Raw genomic sequence first — 2,842 nt, 5'->3', positions numbered from 1 at the left:
ACCCACCCCGGGGCCCGCGCCGCGCGCCTCGGTCGCACGTCCCATGTCGCGTCCCCGACCGAGCAGGAGACTCCGTGACCAGTTCCCCGCCCACGAACGGGCCCACCACCCACACCCTCGACAACGGGCTGCGGGTCGTGGTCCGCCCCGACAGGTCCGCGCCCGCCGTCGCCCTCAACATCTGGTACGACGTGGGCTCGCGCCACGAGGACCCCGAGCGGACCGGGCTCGCGCACCTCTTCGAGCACCTGATGTTCCAGGGCTCCGAGAACGTGGCCTCCGGGGAGCACTTCGGGCTCCTCGACGCGGGCGGGGCCGACCTGAACGCGACGACCTGGTTCGAGCGCACCAACTACTTCGAGACCCTTCCCACCGGCGCGCTCGACCTCGCCCTGTGGCTGGAGGCCGACCGCATGACGGGACTGCTCGCAGGCCTCACCCAGGAGAACCTGGACAACCAGCGCGACGTCGTGAAGAACGAACGCCGCGAGCGCTACGACAACCAGCCCTACGGCACGGCCTGGGAGCGCCTGCACCGGCTGGCGTTCCCGCCGGGCAGCCCGTACCACCACGACACCATCGGCTCGATGGAACACCTCGACGCCGCGAGCCTCACCGAGTGCGCCGACTTCTACCGGCGCCACTACCGGCCGTCGAACGCCGTCCTGACCCTGGTGGGCGACATCTCCGCCGACGATGCCCTCGCCCGGGTGGAGCGGTACTTCGGCCGCCTGAGCGCGGCGCCCGCCCCTGAGCAGCCGGAGCCGGAACATCTCGGACCGCTGACCGGGCCGCTCCGGCTGGACCTGCGCGAGGACGTGCCCGCCCCCGCCGTGTACGCGCTGTGGCGCGTCGCGCGCGACGGCACACCGCAGGCCGACGCGGCGGAGCTCGCGCTCCAGATCCTCGCCGGCGGCACGGCGAGCCGGCTCGGCCTGCGCATGGTGCACGACGCGCAAGTGGCCCGCCACGTCTCCCCGGTCCTGCTGCGCCAGGCGCGCGGTGACTCCTCCGCCGCGCTCGTCGTCAAGGGCCGCGTCGGCGCGGACCCCGCGGTGCTCGAACGCCACTTCGACGAGGAGCTGCGGGCGTTCGCCGCCACCGGACCCACCGGTGACGAACTGCCGCGCGCCCGCGCGCTGGCCGAGCGGGAATGGCTGGACGAGACCGCCGACTTCGCCGGCCGGGCCGACCAGTACGGGCGGTTCGCCTGCCTGCACGGCGACGCCGCGCTCGCCGACGGCGTCGTCGCCCGGCTGCGCGCGGTCACAGCGGAGCAGGTGCGGCGCGCCGCCGCGGACCTGCTGCCCGAGCGCTCCGCCCGCGTCGTCTACCACCCCGAACGGAGTGCCCAGGCATGACCGGCGTCCTTCCCCGCCCCACGATCTCCGCGCCCGCGCCCTGGGTCTTCCCCGCACCGCGCTCGCGCCGCCTCGGCAATGGGCTCGACGTCCTCGTGTACGACCTTCCCGGTCGCGAACTCGCCGCTGTACGACTCGTCTTCGACGCTCCGCTCGCGGCCGAGGGCCGGGACGGCACGGCCTCCCTCGCCGCCGGCCTGTGGACCGAGGGCACCGAGGAACTCGACGCGCCCGCCTTCGCCCGCAGGATCGAGGCCATAGGGGCGTCGTACTGGGCAAGCGCCGGGCACGAGGGGCCGGTGGCCGGGCTGACGGCGCCGACGGCCAGGCTCGGCGAAGCGCTCGGCCTGCTGGCCGCCAGCATGATGCGGCCCGCCTACGCGGAGAAGGAGTTCGCGCGCGTCGTGCGGGAGGAGCGGGACGCGATCGAGGAGCGCCGCGCGCGGGCCGAGTACCGCGCGTACCTCGAACTGAACGCCGTCCTGTTCACCCCGGAGAGCCGGCTGAGCCGGCCCCTCGGAGGCACCGCGGCCGACCTGGACGCGCTCGACGTGGCCGCCGTACGCGCCTACCACGAGCGGACCGTGGCGCCGTCGGCGGCGACGCTCGTGCTCGCGGGCGACTTCCGCGACACCGACACCGACGCGCTCGTCGACGCCGCGTTCGGGGCGTGGACCGGCACGGCCGCGCCCACCGTGGCGCGGGAGCCCGTGGCGGCCGGGCCGCGTGTGCTCCTCGTGGACCGGCCGGGCGCGGTGCAGAGCGCGATCCGCGCCGGCATCCCCTCCATCGACCGGCACAGCCCCGACTGGGCGTCGCTGCGGGTCGGTACGTACGCGCTGGGCGGCCACATCGGTTCCCGGCTGAGCACGGTCCTGCGCGAGGAGAAGGGGTACACGTACGGCGTCTTCGCCGGGAACCACCCGCTGCGCCGCGGCGGGCTCACGACCATCGCCTGCGCTGTGGAGACCGGGGTGACAGGGGCCGCCCTCGCCGATCTCGCCGAGGTGGTGCGCACGACGGTCGCGGGCGGCGTCGGCCCGGCGGAACGGGACATCGCGGCGGACTGCTTCCTGCGTGTGGGCCCGGTCGCCTTCCAGACCGGCGACGCCCTGGCGGACCAGGTGGCGGGCTATGTGTCCGAGGGCCTGCCGCCCGGCTTCTTCAACCAGTGGCAGGACACGGTGCGCGACGTCACGGCGGAGTCCGCCTCCGCCGCCCTGGCCGCCCAGCTGCCGTTCGACGGCCTGTCCCTGGTGGTCGTGGGCGACGCGTCGAAGACCGAGGCCGCCGTACGCGACGCCTGGCCGGGGGAGCTCCTCGTCGTACGGGCGTGAGCCGGGCACCCGGACGGCGCGGGCCGGGGGGCCGGGGCCCCCCCCCCCCCCCGGCGGGGGCCCCCCCCCGGGGGGCCCCGGCGGGGGGGGGGCGGCCGGCCGGGGGGGGGGGCGGGGGGCCCCCCCGCGGCGGTGATAGGGAGG

2 protein-coding genes are annotated in these 2,842 nt (G+C 76.0%); both read left to right on the top strand.

What is annotated here, in order from left to right; genetic code table 11:
* Nucleotides 1–74: 74 nt before the first annotated feature.
* Nucleotides 75–1,361, top strand: a complete 1,287-nt coding sequence (locus LCE31_RS19960) for a M16 family metallopeptidase (RefSeq protein ID WP_225016024.1) — start codon at nucleotides 75–77, stop codon at nucleotides 1,359–1,361.
* The gene (locus tag LCE31_RS19955) at nucleotides 1,358–2,698 is read left to right on the top strand and encodes a M16 family metallopeptidase (RefSeq protein WP_225016023.1); all 1,341 of its coding nucleotides are present in this window, start codon (nucleotides 1,358–1,360) and stop codon (nucleotides 2,696–2,698) included. The genes LCE31_RS19960 and LCE31_RS19955 overlap by 4 nt, the downstream gene beginning before the upstream one ends.
* Nucleotides 2,699–2,842 lie beyond the last annotated feature (144 nt).

Origin of the sequence: Streptomyces sp. 8L (assembly GCF_020176795.1) — a bacterium.
Classification (GTDB): domain Bacteria; phylum Actinomycetota; class Actinomycetes; order Streptomycetales; family Streptomycetaceae; genus Streptomyces.
This window is presented reverse-complemented; position numbering and strand designations above follow the sequence as displayed.

Excerpts from the sequence above, each read along its gene's own strand:
- LCE31_RS19955 (WP_225016023.1), top strand. The coding sequence starts at position 1,358 with ATGACCGGCGTCCTTCCCCGCCCCACGATCTCCGCGCCCGCGCCCTGG.